The organism is Kineococcus auxinigenes, from assembly GCF_050871525.1.
GTDB lineage: Bacteria > Actinomycetota > Actinomycetes > Actinomycetales > Kineococcaceae > Kineococcus.
This window is the reverse complement of the sequence record NZ_JBKBCT010000045.1, coordinates 12,733-31,696: the sequence shown is the minus strand read 5'-3', so window position 1 is coordinate 31,696 and position 18,964 is coordinate 12,733. Positions and strand designations below refer to the sequence as shown.

The following is an 18,964-nucleotide window of genomic DNA, read 5'->3' as shown; positions in this document are numbered from 1 at the left end:
TTCGGCGCGGGCTCCGGACGCCCGGCACCCGTGCACCCCGCGGACCCTTCAGCGGCACCTGGCTGCGTGGTCGTGCCGAGCTCCGCGCGCTGCCGGGCCGCGTGCCGTGCCGGACCCCGCGCGAACTGGGCTGGAGAGGGTGGCGAGGGGGTGGGGTGGCCGGGCGTCCGGAGCCCGCCCCGCGCACTGGGGCGAGGATCGCACCCGCTCGCGGGCGGAGAGCCCGGACGCGGCACCCCCTCGCCACCCGGACGCGAACCCCGCCCAAGTGACGACCCGGTCCAGAAGATCAGAAGTACCAGGGGAACGGCGACCAGTCCGGTTCGCGCTTGCCGAGGAAGGCGTCGCGCCCCTCCACGGCCTCGTCGGTCATGTAGGCCAGCCGCGTGGCCTCCCCGGCGAACACCTGCTGGCCCACCATCCCGTCGTCCACCGCGTTGAACGCGAACTTCAGCATGCGCTGCGCGGTGGGGGACTTGCCGTTGATCTCGGCGGCCCACCGCAGGGCCTCCTCCTCGAGGTCGGCGTGCGGGACGACGGCGTTGACCATGCCCATCTCGTGGGCCTGCTGGGCGGTGTAGGGGCGGCCGAGGAAGAAGACCTCCCGGGCGAACTTCTGGCCGACCTGGCGGGCCAGGTACGCGGAGCCGTAGCCGGCGTCGAAGGAGCCGACGTCGGCGTCGGTCTGCTTGAAGCGGGCGTGCTCGGCGCTGGCGAGGGTGAGGTCGGCGACGACGTGCAGGGAGTGGCCGCCGCCGGCCGCCCAGCCGGGCACGACGGCGATGACGACCTTGGGCATGAACCGGATGAGCCGCTGCACCTCCAGCACGTGCAGCCGCCCGCCCTCGGCCTTCGCGCGGGCGGCGTCGACGGTGTCGGCGGTCTCGCCCTGCGCGTACTGGTAGCCGGAGCGGCCGCGGACGCGCTGGTCGCCGCCGGAGCAGAACGCCCACCCGCCGTCCTTCGGGCTGGGGCCGTTGCCGGTGAGCAGCACGCAGCCGACGTCGGGGGTGCGGCGGGCGTGGTCGAGGGTGCGGGCCAGCTCGTCGACCGTGCCGGGCCGGAACGCGTTGCGCACCTCGGGGCGGTCGAAGGCGATGCGGACGGTGCCGCGCTCGCGGCCGGGGCGCACGCACCGGTGGTACGTGACGTCGGTGAGGTCCTCGAAGCCGGGCACCTCCGCCCAGGCCGAGGGGTCGAAGGTCTCGCTGACTCCGTCGAGGGCGCTCACGTCGGCCGAGGGTAGACGGGCGCGAAGACGATCGGCGCACCGTCCCGGTGTCGTCACGGTGCGTACAACGAACTGGGCAGGACGAGCCAGGGCGAAGATCGGTTCCGCCGTTGAACTACCCATGGGGCGCGAGAAGTGCCACCCTCGCGGCATGAACACGGGGGGAACCACGGGTGACGCGTCGGTCGGCGCCGGGTCGCCCACCGCGCCGCACCGCCTGCGCGACGTCCTGCTGCTGCCCGGCCGGGGGACCGCGACGCTGCTGCTGGTCGTCGCCGCGCTCAGCGCCGCCAGCCTGCTCAGCCGGGCGCTCGCCGGCGCCGCCGCCCTCGGCGGCGTGCCCGGCCTGGACAACCTCGAGCGGTGGTTCTACGTCGACCGCGAGGGCGGCGTGCCGGCCTGGTTCAACGCGGTGCTGCTGTTCGCGTGCGCCGAGCGGCTGTGGCAGGTCTCGCGGGCCGCGCGCGACGGGGAGCACCCGCAGCGCCGCTGGCGGCGGCACTGGCTGCTGCTCGCCGTCGCCTTCGGCTACCTCTCGTTCGACGAGATGAGCGCGGTGCACGAGATCGTCATCGGGCCGCTGCGCGACGGCTTCGGCCTCACCGGGTTCCTCAGCTTCGCCTGGGTCGTGGTGGCGGTGCCGCTGGTGGTGGCGTTCGGGCTGCTGTTCGTGCGCTTCCTGCTCGCGCAGTCGCGGGCCGTGCGCCGGGGCGTGCTGCTCTCGGCGGCCGTCTACCTCGGCGGCGCCGTCGGCGTGGAGGTCCTCAGCGCCGGTGCCTACAGCGCCCTCGGGGAGGACAGCGCCGTGTACGTGCTGGCCGCCGGGGTGGAGGAGGCGCTGGAGATGGCCGGGCTGGTGCTGTTCCTCGGCGTGGTGACCACGGTGCTGCGCACGCGGCCGGCGCGGCCCGCCGTCGTCACCCTCCCGAAGGAGACGGGGCCGCAGCGCGCCACCGCCTGACGGGGCGGGCGCCGCGGACCAGGATGGGGCCGTGCCCGACCTGCCTGCGCTCGCCGACCTGCGCGACGCCGCCCGCGTCGTGCGCCTGCCGCTGCGGCGCCGCTTCCGCGGCGTCACCGAGCGCGAGGCGGTGCTGCTGCGCGGGCCCGCGGGGTGGGGGGAGTTCTCGCCCTTCCTCGAGTACGGGCCGGTCGAGTCCGCCCGCTGGCTGGCCGCCGCGGTCGAGGCCGCCTGGCACGGGTTCCCCGCGCCGCGCCGCCAGCGCGTCGAGGTCAACGCCACCGTCCCCGCCGTGCCCGCCGACGACGTGCCGGCCGTGCTGGCCCGCTTCCCCGGCTGCCGCACGGCGAAGGTCAAGGTCGCCGAGCCGGGGCTCCCCTTCGAGGAGGCGCTCGCCGGGGACGTCGCCCGCGTGCGCGCCGTGCGCGACGTGCTCGGTCCCGCGGGGCGGGTGCGCGTCGACGCCAACGCCGGCTGGAGCCTCGACGAGGCCGAGCGGGCCCTGGGCGCGCTCGGCGAGGTGGGGCTGGAGTACGCCGAGCAGCCCTGCGCGAGCCTGGAGGAGATGGCGCGGCTGCGCCGGCGCCTGGTCCGCGCCGGCACGCCCGTGCTCCTGGCCGCCGACGAGAGCGTGCGCAAGGCCGAGGACCCGCTGCGGGTGGCGGGGCTGGAGGCCGCCGACGTCGTCGTCGTGAAGGTGGCCCCGCTGTCCGGGGTGCGCCCCGCGCTGGCGGTGGCCGCCGCGTGCGGGCTGCCCGTGGTCGTCTCCAGCGCCCTGGACACCTCCGTGGGGCTGGCCGCCGGCACGGCGCTGGCGGCCGCGCTGCCGGAGCTGCCGTTCGCGTGCGGGCTGGGCACCGGGGCGCTGCTCGCGGCGGACGTCACCGCCGACCCGCTGCTGCCGGCCGACGGCACCCTGCCCGTGGGGCCCGCCCGCGCCGAGGAGGCGCTGCTCGCCGCGCACCGGGCGCCCGCCGGCCGCGAGGCCTGGTGGCGCGAGCGGCTGGCGGCCTGCCACGAGGTCCTCAGCCGGCCGGCGCCGGGCGCACCAGGTTCGTGATCCGCGCCGTGCACAGCCGCCGGCCCGCCTCGTCGGTGACGACGACCTCGTGGCTGCACAGCGTGCGCCCCAGCGAGATCGCCGTCGCCGTGCCCGTCACCAGGCCCGAGGACGCCGAGCGGTGGTGGGTGGCGTTGATGTCGGTGCCCAGCGCCTGGCCACCGGGCCACACGTGCAGCAGCGCCCCGATGGAGCCCAGCGTCTCGGCCAGCACGCAGGAGGCGCCGCCGTGCAGCAGCCCCGCGACCTGCGTGTTGCCCTCCACCGGCATGGTCGCCACCAGCCGCTCGGGCGCGGCCTCGACGAACTCGATGCCCATCCGCTCGACCAGCCCGCCGCCGGGGATCACCGCCAGCAGCTCCTCCAGGGACGGCAGGGACCGGGTGCTCTCGCTCACACCCGGAGGTTGCCACAGCCCCCGCGGTGCGGGGCACCCGCGCCCAGGGGGTCCAATGGAGGGGTGAACCCCTCGACCGCGCTCGCGACGGTCCTCGTCGACGCGCTGGTCTCCCTGGGCCTGCGCCACCTCGTCCTCTCACCCGGCTCGCGCAGCGCGCCGCTGGCGTACGCGGCCGCCGCCGCCGCCGACGAGGGCCGGCTGCGGCTGCACGTGCGCGTCGACGAGCGCAGCGCCGGGTTCCTGGCCCTGGGCCTGGCGCGCGGCGCCCTGACCGCCGGCGAGGACCCGCTGGTGGCGGTGGTGACCACGTCCGGCACCGCCGTGGCGAACCTGCACCCGGCGGTGCTGGAGGCCTCCCACGCCGGGGTGCCGCTGCTGGTGCTGTCCGCGGACCGCCCGCACGAGCTGCGCGGTTCCGGTGCCAGCCAGACCGCCGACGCCCAGGCCCGCCTGTTCCTGCCGTCGGTGCGCTTCTCCGCGGACGTCCCCGCGCCCGCCGACCCGCAGCGCCAGGCGCCGGCGTGGCGCTCGGTGGTGGCGCGGGCGGCCGCGGCGGCCCGGGGCTCGCGCGGGGACGGTGCCGGTCCGGCGCACGTGAACGTCGCCTTCGCCGACCCGCTGACGCCCTCGCCGGGCGCCGCCCCGGCCGGGGACGCCGGGCTGGCGCGGGTGGAGCGCGTGCCGGCCCCGGCGCCCGTGGTGCTGCCCCGCGGCCCGCGCACCCTCGTCCTCGCCGGCGACGCCCCCGACGCGGCGGTGGGTGCCGCCGCCCGCGCGCTCGCGCAGGACGCCGGGTGGCCGCTGCTGGCCGAGCCCAGCTCCGGCGCGCGCGGTGGCCCGCAGGCGGTGGGCCCCTACCGGCTGCTGCTGGGCGTCGCCGACGCGGAGGGCCCGCTGGGCGACGCCGAGCGCGTCGTCGTGTTCGGCCACCCCACCCTGTCGCGGCCGGTGAGCCGTCTGCTGGCCCGCGACGACGTCGAGCTGGTCGTGGTCAGCGCCTCGGGCACGTGGCCGGACGCGGGCTTCCGCGCCGCGCGGGTGCTGCCGGCGGCGGCCGTGGCGGACCCGCCGGGGGAGCGGGAGCCGGAGTTCGCCGCCCGCTGGGCGCGCGCGGGGAAGCTGGCCGTCGAGGCGGTGGACGCCCTCCTGGACGGCGAGGCCGCCGCCGGTGCGCTCAGCGGCCCGTGGGCGGCGCGCGAGGCGGTGGCGGCGTGCGCGGCGGACGGCTCGGCGTTCGTGGTGGCCGCCAGCAACCCGGTGCGCGACGCGGACCTGGCCGCGCACCCGGCCGAGGTGCCGGCGGTGTCGAACCGCGGCCTGGCCGGCATCGACGGCACCCTCGCCACCGCGTGCGGGGTGGCGCTGGCCCGCGGCGGCGGCGTGCGGCTGCTGGTGGGCGACCTGGCGTTCCTGCACGACGCGAACGCGCTGCTGCCGGTGCCGGGGGAGGCGCGCCCGGACCTGACGGTCGTGCTCGTCAACGACGACGGCGGCGGCATCTTCGAGACCCTCGAGCACGCCTCCTCGGTCTCGCGCAGCACCTTCGAGCGGGTCGTGGCGACCCCGCACGGGGTGGACGTGGCCGCGCTGTGCGCCGCGTGGGGGGTGCCGCACGAGCGTCCCGCCACGCCCGCGGCGGCGGCGTCGGCGATCGCCGCGCGCCCGGAGGGGCTGCGCGTGGTGGAGCTGCGGGTGCCGCGCGGCGAGGTCGCCGGGCGTGCCCGCCGGGTCGCCGAGGCGGTGCGGGCGGCGGTCGCCGCGGGCTGAGGGGAGCTGCGCGCCGGTTGTCCCCGGCGCTGGCCCCGCCTACCCTCCCGTTGCGTCAGAGGTCGCTCTCCGTGGTGACCGCGCGACGCACCGGGGGAGCGGCATGGCCACGTCGGAGACCACGCCGGACGGCGCGGGGGTGGTGGCGGGCGCGCCCGCCCAGCGGCTGGGCTGGGCGGACGCGGCCAAGGGCGCGGCCATCGCGCTCGTCGTGCTGACCCACGCGACGATGTTCCTGCAGGAGGCGGGGTACGCCACCGCGCCCTGGCAGTCGCTGAACAACCTGCTCGCCGGGGCGCGCATGCCCCTGTTCTTCGCGGTCTCCGGCCTGTTCGCCTCCTCGGCGTCGAGGGGGTCGTGGCGCGGGGTGCTGCTCCGGCGCGTCCTGCCCAGCGCGTGGCTGTTCTGCCTCTGGCTGGTGCTGACCACGGCGTTCTTCGCCACGGGCGCCTGGGTGGAGGCCGGCCAGCCCGCCGGTGCCGGTGAGCTCGCCGTCGCCCTGGTGCGCCCGCACACCGAGCTCTGGTACCTGTACGCCCTCGCCGTCTACGCCCTCGTGGCCCGTGCGCTGCGCCCGGTGCCGCCGGGGGTCCAGCTGGCCGCCGCGGCCGCGCTGTCGGTGACCACCAGCGCCGGCCTCACCGCCACCGGCAGCTGGGCCTGGGACGACGTGGCGGCCCACCTCGTCTTCTTCCTCGCGGGCCTGCACGGCCGCCGGGTGCTGGCCTCCGTCGCCGAGCGCTCCGGTCCGGGGCGCACCGCGGCGCTGCTGGCGGCGTTCGCGGTGGTGGGCGGTGCCGTCGGCCTCCTCGACCTGCACCTGGTGCCGGGCCTGCCGCTGCTGCGCGGGGCCCTGGGCGTGCTGGCGGCGGTGGCCGCCTGCGCCCTGCTGGTGCGCCGGTGGCCGCGCACCCCGCTGCGCGCGCTGGGCCGCGCCACCCTGCCGGTGTACCTGACGCACGTGCTGCTCATCGCGGCGCTGACCACGGTGCTGGAGGTGCTGGCGCCGCCGGCGCTGCCGCTGCCGGTGCGCCTGGTGCTGCCGGCCGTCGTCACCGCGGTGGTCGTGCTCGCCGGGGTGGCGGCGCGCCGTCCCCTGGCCCGGGTGCCCGGGCTGCTGGCCCCGCCGGCCGCCCTCACCGCCCGCTGAGGCGCTCGGCGCCCGGTCGCGACGGGGTCGCGGTGGCCGCCTGAGAGGATGGGACCGTGACTGCCGACGGGCGTGAGCTGGCCGACCTGACGAAGCGCCCGCGCCAGGTGTCGGCGATGTTCGACGACGTCGCCGGCCGCTACGACGTCACCAACGACGTGCTCTCCGCCGGCCAGGACCGGCTCTGGCGGCGCGCGGTGGTGCGGGCGGTGGACGCCCGGCCCGGCGAGCGGGTGCTGGACCTCGCGGCCGGCACCGGCACCTCCAGCGAGCCGTTCGCCGACCGCGGCGTGCGGGTGGTGCCGTGCGACTTCTCCCTCGGGATGGTGCGCACCGGCAAGCTGCGCCGCCCGGACCTGCCGTTCACGGCGGGCGACGCCACCCGGCTGCCGTTCGCCGACGGCGTCTTCGACGCGGTGACGATCTCCTTCGGCCTGCGCAACGTCGTGGACGTCGACCGCGCCCTGCGCGAGATGGCGCGGGTGGTGCGCCCGGGCGGGCGGCTGGTGGTGTGCGAGTTCTCCACCCCGCCGAACCCGCTGCTGCGCCGCGCGTACGGCGCCTACCTGCACCACGGGCTGCCCCGGGTGGCGAAGCTGGTGAGCTCGCACGGCGAGGCCTACGGCTACCTCATGGAGTCCATCGAGGCCTGGCCGGACCAGCGGGCGCTGGCGGCGCGGGTGGGGGCGGCCGGCTGGGAGCGCGTGCAGTGGCAGGACCTGTCCGCCGGCATCGTCGCGCTGCACCGGGCCGTGCGGTCGGCGGCCTGAGCCCCGGGAACTACACTCGAAGGGCTCGTGAAGGTTTTCACGAGCGACGACGACGGAGGACCAGGTGGCGGTCGAGACCGGTGGCGCACCCCGCGCCGCCCAGCCCGCGGGCGCGGCGTCGCACGACGCCGACGTCCTCGTCGTGGGCGCCGGCCCCGCCGGTTCCACGCTGGCCCGGTACCTGGCGCGCGCGGGCCGGCGCGTGCTGGTGCTGGAGAAGAGCGCCTTCCCGCGCGAGAAGGTCTGCGGCGACGGGCTGACCCCGCGCGCCAGCCGCGAGGTGGAGCTGCTGGGCCTGCCCACGCCCGCCGAGGACGGCTGGGTCCGCAACCGCGGCCTGCGCCTGCTGGGCGGCGGCGTGCGGCTGCAGGTGCCGTGGCCGGAGCTGAACGACTTCCCCCCCTACGGGCTGGTGCACACCCGTTCCCGCTTCGACCAGGCGCTGGCCGAGCACGCCCGCGCCGGCGGCGCCACCGTCCTGGAGCGCACCTCCGTCACCGCCCCCGTGGTGGACGAGCGCACCGGCCACGTCGTGGGCGTGCGCGCGCGCCCGGTGGACGACAGGGGCCGCCGGGCCGGCGAGGAGCGCGTCTTCCGCGCCCCCGTGGTCGTGGCCGCCGACGGGGTGGGCAGCCGGCTGGCGCTGTCCATGGGCCTGCACCGCCGCGACGACCGCCCCCTGGGCGTGGCGGTGCGCACCTACTTCCGCAGCCCCCGCCACGACGACGACTGGCTGGAGAGCTGGCTGGAGCTGCGCGAGCCGGGCGCCCGACCGCACGAGCTGCTGCCCGGCTACGGCTGGGTGTTCGGCGTCGGCGACGGCACCAGCAACGTCGGGCTCGGCGTGCTCAAGGCCGACGCCGGCTCGGGCGACGTGGACTACCGCGACCTGCTGCGCCGCTGGCTGTCGTCCATGCCGCCGGAGTGGCGCTTCGACCCCGAGCACCAGGTGGGCGAGGTGCGCGGGGCGGCGCTGCCGATGGCGTTCAACCGCACCCCGCACTACACGCGCGGCCTGCTGCTGGTCGGCGACGCCGGCGGCATGGTGAACCCGTTCAACGGCGAGGGCATCGCGTACGCGATGCAGTCGGCGCGCCTGGCGGCGGAGGTCGTGGACGGCGCGCTGGACGCCCCGGACGCGCGCGCCCGCGAGCGCGCGCTGCACGGCTACCCGGCGGCGGTTCGCGCGGAGCTGGGCGGGTACTACACGCTGGGGCGCGTGTTCGTCTCCCTGATCGGCCACCCGGAAGTCATGCGCGCGGCCACGCGCTTCGGGCTCCCGCGCCCCGGGATCATGAAGCTGGTGGTCAAGCTGCTGGCCAACCTCGCCGACCCGACGTCGAAGGACGCCACCGACCGCGTCGTCGTGGCGCTGCAGCGGCTGGCTCCCGCCGCGTGAGGGACCGGGCGTGAGGAGCGAGGCGTGAGGAGCGACGTGACCACCACCAGGACGAGCACCGGCCTGCCGACGGCGGACCCCGCGCTGCTGGCCGCGCTGCGCGAGGGGCTGGAGGTCGTCGAGGAGCGCCTGCGCGAGGCCGTGGGCAACGCCGACCCGCTGGCCGACGCGGCGTCCCGGCACCTCGTCGAGGCGGGCGGCAAGCGGGTGCGGCCGATGCTGACGCTGCTGGGCGCGCACTTCGGCGACCCCGGCCGCGCGGAGGTGGTGGACGCCGCCGTGGTGGTGGAGCTGACCCACCTGGCCTCGCTCTACCACGACGACGTCATGGACTCCGCCCCCACGCGGCGCGGCGCCCCGGCCGCGCACCACGTGTGGGGCAACAACGTGGCGATCCTCACCGGCGACCTGCTCTTCGCGCGCGCCTCGAACGTCGTGGCGGGCCTGGGCCCGGAGGCGGTGCGGGTGCAGGCGCAGACGTTCGAGCGGCTGTGCCTGGGGCAGCTGCACGAGACGGTGGGCCCGCGCCCCGGCCAGGACGCCGTGGCCCACTACCTGGACGTCCTCAGCGACAAGACCGCCTCCCTGATCGCCACCGCGGGCCGCTTCGGCGCCCAGTTCGGCGGGGCGGCGCCGGAGGTCGTGCGGGCCATGGTCCGCTACGGCGAGGACGTGGGGGTGGCGTTCCAGCTCGCCGACGACGTCCTCGACCTGACCAGCGACGTGGGCGACTCCGGCAAGCGGCCGGGCACCGACCTGCGCGAGGGGGTCCCGACCCTGCCGGTGCTGCTGGCCCGCCGGGCCGCCGCCGACGGCGACGCCCCCGCGGGGCGCGTGGTGGCGCTGCTGGACTCGGGGGGCCTGGCCGACGACGCCGTGCTGGCCGAGGCCGTCGAGGCGCTGCGCGCGCACCCGGTGACCGCGGCGGCGCGGGCCGCGGCGCGGGAGTGGGCCGGGCGCGCCACGGCGCACCTGGCCGACGTGCCGGACGGCGCGGCCCGCCGGGCGCTGGAGACGTACGCGGCCACGGTCGCCGACCGGGTCGGCTGACCCCTCGCCCGTGCGCACGGCCCCGCCCGTGCCCCCGTGCTCGCGGTGGGTCACGCGGGCGGGGCTGGACGGGTGGTCCGTGCGCGTGCGGGTCCGCCGGGTGCGCGCGCTGCGCCACGATCGGCGCCCGTGCCCCCCCGCCACCGCGCTCCCGGCCCCGCCCGCCGCCTCCCCGCCGTCCGCGCCGGGCACCTGCTCCTGGTCGCGGCGCTGACGTGCAGCGCCGCCGCGGTGCTGCTGGGTCTGTCCGGGACGCGCCCGGCCGCCGTGGCGGTGGCGGCGGCCGGGCTCGCCCTCGCGCTGGGCGGCGCGCTGGGCGGGCGGGTCCAGGTCCTGCTCAGACGCGGAAGCGGCCGACCAGCCCGCTGAGCTCCTCGGCGCGCCGGTGCACGTCGTCGGTGGCCGCGCGGGTCTGCGCGACGCCGGTGGCGGTCGCGCCGGCCGCGCCGCTGATGTCGCGGATGCCCTCGGCGATCGCCCCGGAGCCCGCCGCGGCGTCGCCGACGCCGCGGCTCATCTCCTGGGTGGTGGCCGCCTGCTGCTCCACGGCCGAGGCGATGGTCGTCTGGTGGGCGTTGACCTCGCCGATGACCTCGCCGATGCCCTCGATGGCGCGCACGGCCTCGCGGGTGTCGTCCTGGATGGTGGCGACGCGGCGGGCGATGTCCTCGGTGGCGCGGGCGGTCTGCTGGGCCAGTTCCTTGACCTCGCCGGCGACGACGGCGAAGCCCTTGCCGGACTCCCCGGCGCGGGCGGCCTCGATGGTGGCGTTCAGGGCCAGCAGGTTCGTCTGCTCGGCGATGGCGGTGATGGCCTTGACGACGTCGCCGATGCGCTCGGAGGAGCCGCCCAGGCGGGCGACGGTCTCGCCGGCGCGCTCGGCCAGGTCCCCGGCGCGGGCGGCCACGGACGTGGCCTCGGCGGCGCCGCCGGCGATGTCGCGGATCGCGGCCTGCATCTCGGCGGCGCCCCGGGAGACGTCGCCGACGCTGGCCGAGACGGTGGCGGCGGTGCCCGCGGCGCCCTCGGCGACGCGCGCGGTGCGCTCGGCGGCCTCCTCGATGCGCGCGCTGCTCGCCGTCAGCGACGACGTGGCCGACGACAGCGCCGCGGCGGAGGAGGCGATGGCGGTGACGGTCCCGCGCACGCCGGTGCGGGCGCGCTCGAGCGCCGCAGCCATGCGGCCGACCTCGTCGGCGCTGCGCACCGGTGCGGCGACGGTCAGGTCGCCGTCGGCCATGGCCTCCAGCGAGGCCGACACCTCCCGCAGCGGCCCGACGACGGAGCGCACGACGAGCGCCCCCAGGGCGCCGGCCACCGCCAGGCCGACGGCCAAGGCGGTCAGGACCGCGACGCGCGCGCTGCTCGCGGTGCGCGCGGTGGACTCCGCGCGCTCGCGGGCCAGCGAGTCCTCGGCGGCCTCCACGACGTCCAGGGCGTCGGCGGCGGTGCTGACCAGCGGCTGGGCGACGTCGGCGGAGGCGCGCGCCCAGCCGGCGCGGTCGCCGGCGTCCGACAGCGGCAGCAGCTGCTCGTCGCGCACGGTGCGCCACTGCGCCCAGGCGTCGGTGAAGGTGCGCCACGACGCGGCGTCGACGAGGGGACCGGCCTCGTACCGCTCGGCCCAGGTGTCCAGCTCGGCGTCCGACTCGACGATCTTCTCCGCGACCTCGGCCTTGCCCGCGGCGTCGGGTGCGGCGGCGTGCTGGGCGACGAGCATCCGGGTCTTGATCTCCTCCTGGTGCACCCGGCCCAGGGCGGTCTTGTCCACCACGGTGTCGCTGTGCAGGGCCTCGGCCTGCTCCGCCGTGCTGGACAGGGCGGCCAGTGAGCCGGCGCCGATGCCGGTCGCCACGAGCGCGAGCGCCCCCAGCGCGGTCAGGACCTTCGTGCGCACGCTGCGGTCGGCGAAGGGGCGGGCGGGTGCGGCGGCGCTGCTCGACATGGGTCCGTCCTCAGGACTGGTGACCGGTTCCTCCGGGTCCCCTCCCCATCGGCGCCGCGCCGGTACCGCTTGAGGGCGCGGCGGGCGCCCGCCGGCGGTGCTGGGCGCGCACGGCGTCGACGGTGAGCAGCGCCAGCGCCGCCCACACCAGCGCGAAGCCCGCCCAGCGCGAGGCGGGCATCGACTCGCCCAGCACCAGCGCCGCGAGGAACTGCAGCACCGGGGTGCAGTACTGCAGCAGCCCGATCGTGGTCAGCGGCACCCGCCCGGCGGCGAGGGCGAACAGCAGCAGCGGCGCGAGCGTGGTGGGCCCGGACAGCACCGTCAGCGCGACGTGGTCGGCGCCGCCGGCGGTGAACGTGGAGCGCCCCTGCACCCCGATCCACACCAGCGCCGCCACGGCGGGCAGCACGAGCACGCCGGTCTCCACGGTCAGGCCGGTCAGCGGGTCGACGCCGGCGCCGGAGCGCGCCAGCCGGTTCTTCAGCAGCCCGTAGGTGGCGAAGGACGCCGCGAGCACCAGCGCCATCCACGGCAGCCGGCCCAGGTCGGCGGTGATGACGGCCACGGCCGCGGCGCCCACGGCGACGGCCGCCCACTGCGCGCGCCGCAGCCGCTCGCGCAGCACGAGCACGCCCAGCAGCACCGTCACCAGCGGGTTGACGAAGTAGCCCAGCGACGCCTCCAGGACGTTGCCGGTGGTCACGGCCAGCCCGTACACGCCCCAGTTCGCGGCGATGGCGACGGCGGCCACCGCCAGCAGCCGCAGCTGGGCGGGGGTGCGCAGCACCCGCAGCACCGCGGGCCAGCGGCGCAGCACCGTCAGCAGGAGCACCGACAGGGCCAGCGACCACACCACCCGCTGGGCCAGCAGCTCCAGCGCGCCGGTGGGCAGCAGGGCGTGGAAGTAGAAGGGGAAAAGGCCCCAGATCACGTAGGCGCCGGCGCCGGCGAGGACCCCGGCGCGCGCGGGACGGGCGGGGGCGGGCGCGGCGGGGGGCGCGCTGGGCTGCTGCACACCGCGCATGCTGCCGTCCAGGGCGCCCACCCCGTGCCGTTAGGCTTGCCTGAGCAGTCCCAGCCGACGTCGAGACGAAGGACACCGAGACCCAGTGAGCACCCAGCGTCCGCTGCGCGTGGCCGTCGTCGGAGCCGGACCGGCGGGCATCTACGCCTCGGACATCCTCTCCAAGGCCGACCTGTCCGCGACCGGCTTCGACGGCGTGAGCATCGACCTGATCGAGCGCCTGCCGGCGCCGTTCGGCCTGGTCCGCTACGGCGTGGCCCCCGACCACCCGCGCATCAAGCAGATCGTCGTCGCGCTGGAGAAGGTCCTGGGCCGCGGCGACATCCGCCTGCTGACCAACGTGGACTTCGGGACCGACCTCACCCTGGAGGAGGTCCGGCGCCACTACGACGCCGTGGTGTTCTCCACCGGCTCCATCGAGGACGCGCCGATGGCCCTCCCCGGCGTGGACCTGCCGGAGAGCCACGGCGCCGCCGACTTCGTCTCCTGGTACGACGGCCACCCGGACTACCCGCGCGAGTGGCCGCTGCAGGCCTCCAGCGTCGCCGTCCTGGGCGCCGGCAACGTCGCCCTCGACGTGGCGCGCATGCTCGCCAAGCACGCCGACGACCTGCTGCCCACCGAGATCCCGGACAACGTCTACCAGGGGCTGAAGGCGTCGAAGGTCACCGACGTCCACGTCTTCGCCCGCCGCGGCCCGGCGCAGGCGAAGTTCTCCTCGCTGGAGCTGCGCGAGCTGGGGCACGTGCCCGACGTCGACGTCATCGTCGACCCGGAGGACTTCGAGTTCGACGAGGGCTCGATGGCCGCCATCGACGGGTCGAACCAGACCAAGCAGGTCGTCAAGACGCTGACGGACTGGACGCTGAAGGAGGGCGACGGCACCGCCTCCCGCCGCATCCACCTGCACTTCCTGCACGCGCCGGTGGAGATCGTCGGCACCGACGGCCACGTGAGCGCGCTGCGCACCGAGCGCACCCGCCTGAAGGGCGACGGCACCGTCGAGGGCACCGGCGACGTCCACACCTGGGACGTGCAGGCCGTGTACCGCGCGGTCGGCTACTTCGGCTCCCCGCTGCCGGGCGTGCCGTTCGACGAGCTCAAGGGCGTCATCTCCAACCACGAGGGCCGGGTCCTCAGCCCGGAGGGCGAGCACCTGCCCGGCGTGTACTGCACCGGCTGGATCAAGCGCGGGCCCGTGGGCCTGATCGGGCACACCAAGTCCGACGCCTCCGAGACGGTCCGCCACCTCGTCTCCGACGCGGCCGGCTTCGAGCGCGCCGCCGAGCCGGACCCGCAGGCGGTCCTCGACGCCCTGACCGCCAAGGGCGTGGAGGTGCTCACCTGGAACGACTGGGAGGTCCTGGACGCCTACGAGCGCGAGCTGGGCCGGCCCCACGGGCGCGAGCGCGTCAAGGTCGTCTCCCGCGAGGACATGATCCGCTACTCGCGCCAGGTGCTGGCCGAGGCCGCCGCCCACCGGGAGGCCTGAGTGCGCGTCGTCGTCTGCGTCAAGCACGTCCCCGACATCCAGTCGGCGCGCTCCTTCCGCGAGGACGGCCTGCTCGCCCGCGGCGGTGAGGACGACACCCTCAACGAGCTGGACGAGGACGCCCTGGAGGCGGCGCTGCGCCTGGTGGAGGCGCAGCCGGCCGCCGAGGGCGCCGAGCCGCACGAGGTCGTCGTGCTCACCGCCGGGCCCGCCGCGGCCGTGGAGGCCCTGCGCCGCGGCCTGGCGATGGGCGCCACCAGCGCGGTGCACGTGCGCGACGACGCCGTCGCCGGCTCGGACGCGATCGCCACCGCCCGGGTGCTGGCCGCGGCCGTGCGGCACCTGCACGCCGAGCGGCCCGTCGACGCGCTCGTGGCCGGCATGGCCGGCCTGGACGGGCTGACCTCCCTGGTGCCCGCGGCCCTGGCCGCGCTGCTGGAGTGGCCGCAGCTCACCCTCGCCGACGAGATCACCCTCGACGGCGGCACCGTGCGGGTGCGGCGCGAGACCTCCACGCACGTCGAGGTCCTCAGCGCCCCGGCGCCGGTGGTGCTCTCGGTCACCGACCAGGCGTTCCGCGCCCGCTTCCCCGACTTCAAGGGCATCCTCGCCGCGCGCAAGAAGCCGGTGACGGTGCTCGGGCTGGCCGAGCTCGGCGTCGACCCCGCCACCGTGGGCCTGGCCGGGTCGGCGACGCAGGTGCTCGAGGCCGCGCCGCGCCCGCAGCGCGAGGACCGGGTGCTCGTGACGGGGGGCGCCGAGACCGTCCCGGCGCTCGTGGACTACCTGGCGGAGAAGGGCTTCTCGTGAACGTGCTCGTCCTGCTCGACCACGACGGGGCGCGGCTGCGCCCCACGGCGCGCGAGCTGCTGACCCTCGCCCGCGGCCTGCCCGGCGCGCAGGTGCACGCGGTGTGGATCGGTGCGGCCCCCGGCGGGGAGACCCGTGCCGAGGCCGGCGCGCACGGTGCCGCCGTCCTGCACCACGTCCTCGTCGACGGCGCCGACGAGCACCTCACCGCCTCCGTCGCCGAGGTGCTGGAGACGGTGCGCACCGAGGTGGGCGCCCCGCTGCTGCTGGTGTCCTCCACCTTCGAGGGCAAGGAGGTCGCCGCCCGCCTCGCCGTGCGCACCGGCGCGGGCGTCGTCACCGGCGCCGGTGCCGTCGAACGCGACGCCGAGGGCCGCTTCGTGGCCGGCAAGACCGTCCTGGCCGGCACGTGGACCACCCGCTGCGCCCTCACGGGTCCGTTCGGGGTCGTGGCCGTGGCGCCCAACTCCGTGCGGGCCACGCCGCTGCCGCAGGCGCCGGAGCCGGCCGTCGTCGAGCACCGCGTCCAGGCCCCGGCGGCGGCGCGCGCCGTCACCGTCCACTCCCGCGAGCTGCGCCCGACCTCCGACCGCCCCGCGCTGGCCGAGGCGGAGGTCGTGGTCGTCGGCGGTCGCGGCGTGGAGGGCGACTTCTCGGCCGTGGAGGAGCTCGCCGACGCGCTCGGCGGCGCGGTGGGCGCCACCCGCGTGGCCACCGACGAGGGCTGGATCGGGCACGAGGCGCAGGTCGGGCAGACCGGCGTCACCATCAGCCCGCGCCTGTACGTCGGCGCGGGCGTCTCCGGCGCGGTGCACCACCGCGGCGGGATGGCCGCCTCCGCGACCGTCGTGGCCGTCAACAGCGACCCCGACGCGCCGATCTTCGAGTTCGCCGACTACGGGATCGTCGGGGACCTCACCGAGGTGCTCCCGGCGCTGAGCGCCGAGGTCCGCCGCCGCCGAGGCTGAGACCCGGCGCGGGTTTGCGGGCCGGTTCCGTCGTGCCCTAGGTTTCTCGACGACCATCCAGAGCGGCCGAGAGACCTGGCTCGACGACGCCGCAGCAACCACCCCTCGGGGAAGGTGCTTCCGCCAGGGCCGATGGGAGTCCTGGTGAGCTCTGCCCGTGTCGTCGTGCCCGCTGCCGCCGACGAGCGCGTCCTGCGCCGCCGCGCCGCGCTCGGCAGCTTCGTCGGCACCACGATCGAGTGGTACGACTACTACCTCTACGGCACGGCGGCCGCGCTGGTGTTCGCCCCGCTGTTCTTCCCGCAGGTGGGCGGCGCCGTCGGCGTCGTCGCGGCGTTCGCGACCTACGCGGTGGGTTTCGTGGCGCGCCCGCTGGGCGGCGCGGTCGCCGGTCACCTCGGGGATCGGCTGGGGCGCAAGAAGGTCCTGGTGGCGTCCCTGCTGCTCATGGGCGCCTCCACGGCCCTCATCGGCCTGCTGCCCACCTACGCGACCATCGGGATCGCCGCGCCCGTGCTGCTCGTGACCGCCCGCCTGCTGCAGGGCTTCTCCGCCGGCGGCGAGTGGGGCGGGGCGGTGCTGCTGGCGGTGGAGCACGCCCCCGAGCGGCGCAGGGGGTTGTTCGGCGCCGTGCCGCAGATGGGCTCGGCCGCGGGCATGGTCCTGGCCAGCGGGGGTTTCTGGCTGACGCGAACCCTCACCACCCCCGAGCAGTTCCTCTCCTGGGGCTGGCGGGTGCCGTTCCTGGCCAGTTCCGTGCTCGTCGTGGTCGGTCTGCTCATCCGGCTGAAGGTGACCGACTCGCCGGTGTTCTCGAACCTGCGCCGCACCGGGGCCGTCGCCCGCCGCCCGGTCGCCGACGTGCTGCGCGAGGACGCCCGCGGGGTGCTGCTGACCAGCGGCATGCGCCTGGGGCAGATCGGCGGGTACGTCCTCTACACGGTCTTCGCCCTGAACTACCTCACCGAGCACGTCCGCGAGGACGGCGCCGACGTGGGTCTGCTCGCCGTCCTGGTCGCCTCCGTGCTGAGCCTGGCCACCACCCCGCTGTGGGGACTGGCCTCGGACCGCTTCGGCCGCAGGCCCGTGTACCTGTTCGGGGCGCTGCTCACCGCGGTGTTCACCGGCCCGGCGTTCCTGCTGCTCGACACCGGCTCCACCGTGCTGATCGTCGGCGCGGTCGTCGTCGCCGTGAACCTCGGGCACGACAGCATGTACGGCGCGCAGGGGGCGTTCTTCGCCGAGCAGTTCCCCGCGCGCACCCGTTACAGCGGCGCCTCGCTGGGCTACTCGATCGGCGCGGTGCTCGGCGGCGGGCTGACCCCCCTCGTCGCGGCCTCGCTGCTGGCCCTGGCCGGCGGCGCGCCGTGGTTGGTCGCCGGCTTCGTCAGCGCACTGGCGCTGCTCACCGCCGCCTGCGCCGCCGCGGCCCCGGAGACGGCCCACCGGCCCCTGGACACGACCACCTCGAAGAACCCGGAGACCGTCGCCCCGTGAGCACCGCACCGCTGCGCTTGAACGCCTTCGCCATGGCCTGCGTCGGCCACCAGGCCGCCGGGTTGTGGACCCGCCCGGAGGACCGCAGCTCCGAGTACCGCACCCTGCGGTACTGGACCGAGCTGGCGCGGCTGCTGGAGCGCGGGGGCTTCGACGCCCTGTTCCTCGCCGACGTCCTCGGCGTGTACGACGTGCACGGCGGCTCGCGCGACGCGGCCGTGCGTGCGGCCGCGCAGGTGCCCGTCAACGACCCGCTCATGGCGGTCTCGGCGATGGCCGCGGTCACCGAGCAGCTCGGGTTCGGCCTGACGGTGACCACCACGTACGAGCAGCCGTACGCCCTGGCGCGCCGCCTGACCACGCTGGACCACCTCACCGGCGGCCGGGTCGCCTGGAACGTCGTCACCGGTTACCTGGACTCCGCGGCCCGCAACCTGGGCTTCGACCGGCAGGTTCCGCACGACGAGCGCTACGACGTCGCCGAGGAGTACCTGGAGGTCTGCTACAAGCTGTGGGAGGGCTCCTGGGAGGACGGTGCCGTCGTGCGCGACGCCGCCCGAGGGGTGTACGCCGACCCGGCGAAGGTCCACGACATCGGCCACCACGGCCGCTGGTTCGACGTGCCCGGCGCGTTCCTCTGCGAGCCGTCCCCCCAGCGCACCCCGGTGATCTTCCAGGCGGGGTCATCGCCGCGAGGGCAGGAGTTCGCCGCCCGGCACGCCGAGTGCGTCTTCGTCATCGGGCCCACCGCGAAGCACGTGCGGCGCACCGTCGACTCCCTGCGCGAGCGCGTGGAGCGCGCCGGGCGCGACCCGCGCTCGGTCACCGTCTACGCGGGGCTGACCGCCGTGGTGCGGCCCTCCGACGCGGAGGCGAGCGCGCTGCTGGCCGACTACCGCGAGCACGCCAGCCGGGAGGGGGCGCTGGCGCTGTTCGGCGGCTGGACGGGCGTGGACCTGGCCGGCCTGGCGCCGGGGGAGCCGCTGCAGCACGTCACGACCGACGCGAACCGCTCCGCGCTGTCCGCGTTCACCAGCGACCCGGACCGCACCTGGACGGTGGACGACCTGGCCCGCTTCGTGGCCGTCGGCGGGCGGGGCCCGGTGCTGGCCGGCTCCCCGGCCACCGTCGCCGACGCCCTGGAGGAGTTCGCCGAGGCTTCCGGCGTCGACGGCTTCAACCTCATGTACGCCACGGTGCCCGGGACGTTCGCCGACGTGGTGGACCACCTGGTGCCGGAGCTGCGCCGCAGGGGGCGCACCGCGCCGCCCGCCGTGCCGGGCGCCACGCTGCGCGAGCAGCTGGGCTCCGGTGACGGGGCGCGGCTGGCCGCCTCGCACCCCGGCGCGGCGCACCGCCGCCCCCCGGCGAGCGCCTGAGCCCCCCAGCGCCGCACGACCGGCGGAACGCCCGCCCGGTGCTGGGCGTTGCACCCCT

Annotated in this window: 17 protein-coding genes and 1 riboswitch; of the genes, 13 read left to right on the top strand and 4 right to left on the bottom strand. The window is 76.9% G+C overall.

Annotated features, from left to right (window positions below):
- Positions 1-289 precede the first annotated feature (289 nt).
- Positions 290-1,231, bottom strand: a complete 942-nt coding sequence (locus ACRYR9_RS13140) for a 1,4-dihydroxy-2-naphthoyl-CoA synthase (protein WP_432495318.1) — start codon at positions 1,229-1,231, stop codon at positions 290-292.
- 151 nt (positions 1,232-1,382) lie between these two features.
- Between ACRYR9_RS13140 and ACRYR9_RS13135 the strand changes: the two genes are divergently transcribed.
- Together ACRYR9_RS13135 and ACRYR9_RS13130 are read left to right on the top strand one after the other, a co-directional pair.
- Complete coding sequence (locus tag ACRYR9_RS13135) at positions 1,383-2,192, top strand: hypothetical protein (protein ID WP_432495320.1); 810 nt, start codon at positions 1,383-1,385, stop codon at positions 2,190-2,192.
- Positions 2,193-2,223: 31 nt separating this feature from the next.
- Positions 2,224-3,252, top strand: coding sequence for an o-succinylbenzoate synthase (locus ACRYR9_RS13130; protein ID WP_432495322.1), 1,029 nt, complete (start codon positions 2,224-2,226; stop codon positions 3,250-3,252).
- On the opposite strand, the gene ACRYR9_RS13125 is transcribed toward ACRYR9_RS13130, so the two are convergent.
- Positions 3,218-3,649 (bottom strand): PaaI family thioesterase, encoded by a 432-nt coding sequence (locus ACRYR9_RS13125; protein ID WP_432495324.1) that lies wholly within the window; start codon positions 3,647-3,649, stop codon positions 3,218-3,220. The genes ACRYR9_RS13130 and ACRYR9_RS13125 overlap by 35 nt on opposite strands.
- Positions 3,650-3,712: 63 nt before the next feature.
- On the opposite strand from ACRYR9_RS13125, the gene menD reads away from it, so the two are divergent.
- The 6 genes from menD to ACRYR9_RS13095 all read left to right on the top strand — a co-directional run bounded on the left by menD (position 3,713) and on the right by ACRYR9_RS13095 (position 10,157).
- Entirely contained in the window at positions 3,713-5,419 is a 1,707-nt protein-coding gene (gene menD / locus ACRYR9_RS13120) for a 2-succinyl-5-enolpyruvyl-6-hydroxy-3-cyclohexene-1-carboxylic-acid synthase (protein WP_432495326.1), read from the top strand.
- A 103-nt stretch (positions 5,420-5,522) separates the two neighbouring features.
- A complete protein-coding gene (locus tag ACRYR9_RS13115; RefSeq protein WP_432495328.1) occupies positions 5,523-6,569 on the top strand; it encodes an acyltransferase family protein in 1,047 nt (348 codons plus the stop codon).
- A 56-nt stretch (positions 6,570-6,625) separates the two neighbouring features.
- Positions 6,626-7,339 (top strand): demethylmenaquinone methyltransferase, encoded by a 714-nt coding sequence (locus ACRYR9_RS13110; protein WP_432495330.1) that lies wholly within the window; start codon positions 6,626-6,628, stop codon positions 7,337-7,339.
- Between the two features lie 64 nt (positions 7,340-7,403).
- Complete coding sequence (locus ACRYR9_RS13105; RefSeq protein WP_432495332.1) at positions 7,404-8,738, top strand: geranylgeranyl reductase family protein; 1,335 nt, start codon at positions 7,404-7,406, stop codon at positions 8,736-8,738.
- Between the two features lie 24 nt (positions 8,739-8,762).
- The gene (locus ACRYR9_RS13100) at positions 8,763-9,788 is read left to right on the top strand and encodes a polyprenyl synthetase family protein (protein ID WP_432495334.1); all 1,026 of its coding nucleotides are present in this window, start codon (positions 8,763-8,765) and stop codon (positions 9,786-9,788) included.
- A 129-nt stretch (positions 9,789-9,917) separates the two neighbouring features.
- Positions 9,918-10,157: a hypothetical protein gene (locus tag ACRYR9_RS13095; protein ID WP_432495336.1), complete on the top strand. Its 240-nt coding sequence runs from the start codon at positions 9,918-9,920 to the stop codon at positions 10,155-10,157.
- On the opposite strand, the gene ACRYR9_RS13090 is transcribed toward ACRYR9_RS13095, so the two are convergent.
- Together ACRYR9_RS13090 and rarD are read right to left on the bottom strand one after the other, a co-directional pair.
- Positions 10,126-11,733, bottom strand: coding sequence for a methyl-accepting chemotaxis protein (locus tag ACRYR9_RS13090; protein WP_432495338.1), 1,608 nt, complete (start codon positions 11,731-11,733; stop codon positions 10,126-10,128). The two genes, ACRYR9_RS13095 and ACRYR9_RS13090, sit on opposite strands and share 32 nt — an antisense overlap.
- Positions 11,734-11,743: 10 nt before the next feature.
- On the bottom strand, positions 11,744-12,760 hold the full coding sequence (gene rarD / locus ACRYR9_RS13085; RefSeq protein WP_432495394.1) for an EamA family transporter RarD: 1,017 nt from the start codon (positions 12,758-12,760) through the stop codon (positions 11,744-11,746).
- A gap of 85 nt (positions 12,761-12,845) precedes the next feature.
- On the opposite strand from rarD, the gene ACRYR9_RS13080 reads away from it, so the two are divergent.
- The 5 genes from ACRYR9_RS13080 (at position 12,846) to ACRYR9_RS13060 (ending at position 18,906) form a co-directional block, all read left to right on the top strand.
- A complete protein-coding gene (locus ACRYR9_RS13080) occupies positions 12,846-14,252 on the top strand; it encodes an FAD-dependent oxidoreductase (RefSeq protein WP_432495340.1) in 1,407 nt (468 codons plus the stop codon).
- A complete protein-coding gene (locus ACRYR9_RS13075) occupies positions 14,253-15,062 on the top strand; it encodes an electron transfer flavoprotein subunit beta/FixA family protein (RefSeq protein WP_432495342.1) in 810 nt (269 codons plus the stop codon).
- Positions 15,059-16,030 (top strand): electron transfer flavoprotein subunit alpha/FixB family protein, encoded by a 972-nt coding sequence (locus tag ACRYR9_RS13070; RefSeq protein WP_432495344.1) that lies wholly within the window; start codon positions 15,059-15,061, stop codon positions 16,028-16,030. Before ACRYR9_RS13075 ends, ACRYR9_RS13070 begins: the two co-directional genes overlap by 4 nt.
- Positions 16,031-16,080: 50 nt before the next feature.
- Positions 16,081-16,169: riboswitch (SAM riboswitch) on the top strand.
- A gap of 5 nt (positions 16,170-16,174) precedes the next feature.
- Positions 16,175-17,527 carry an MFS transporter gene (locus ACRYR9_RS13065; protein WP_432495346.1) on the top strand — a complete coding sequence of 451 codons (1,353 nt, stop codon included), beginning with the start codon at positions 16,175-16,177 and terminating at the stop codon, positions 17,525-17,527.
- Entirely contained in the window at positions 17,524-18,906 is a 1,383-nt protein-coding gene (locus ACRYR9_RS13060) for an LLM class flavin-dependent oxidoreductase (RefSeq protein WP_432495348.1), read from the top strand. Before ACRYR9_RS13065 ends, ACRYR9_RS13060 begins: the two co-directional genes overlap by 4 nt.
- Positions 18,907-18,964 lie beyond the last annotated feature (58 nt).